This window comes from Salinimicrobium oceani (assembly GCF_012037645.1).
On sequence record NZ_JAAVJR010001389.1, the window covers coordinates 1 to 317 of the forward strand.

Genomic DNA, 317 nt, shown 5'->3' on the forward strand with positions numbered 1-317 from the left:
CCGGTGCCTTGGCACAAAAGACAGGACTGAAGCTTGTTTTATTCAATTCCTTTAGTCTTCCACTTCATACCGCTAATTCTCTGCTTTCGGCCACAGGGATCTCCAGGCTGGAGGAAAGCAACCGGCGGTTGCTAAAACAGCGGGCAGAAAAACTTAGGGATCGTTACGGCGTGGAAGTAGCGATTGAAACAGATTTTCTTTCAGAAATCGAAGATAAGCTGGAAAACCTTGTCGTGAAAAGTAATGCTTCACTGGTCGTTATGGGAATGGCCGCGAAATCTGTAGAACAGGATATTTTTGGCAATACCACTACCTCT

Annotated in this window: 1 pseudogene; it reads left to right on the forward strand. The window is 45.7% G+C overall.

The window, feature by feature from the left end:
- Positions 1 to 317 (forward strand): annotated as a pseudogene (locus HC175_RS22330) (universal stress protein); the annotation flags it as partial.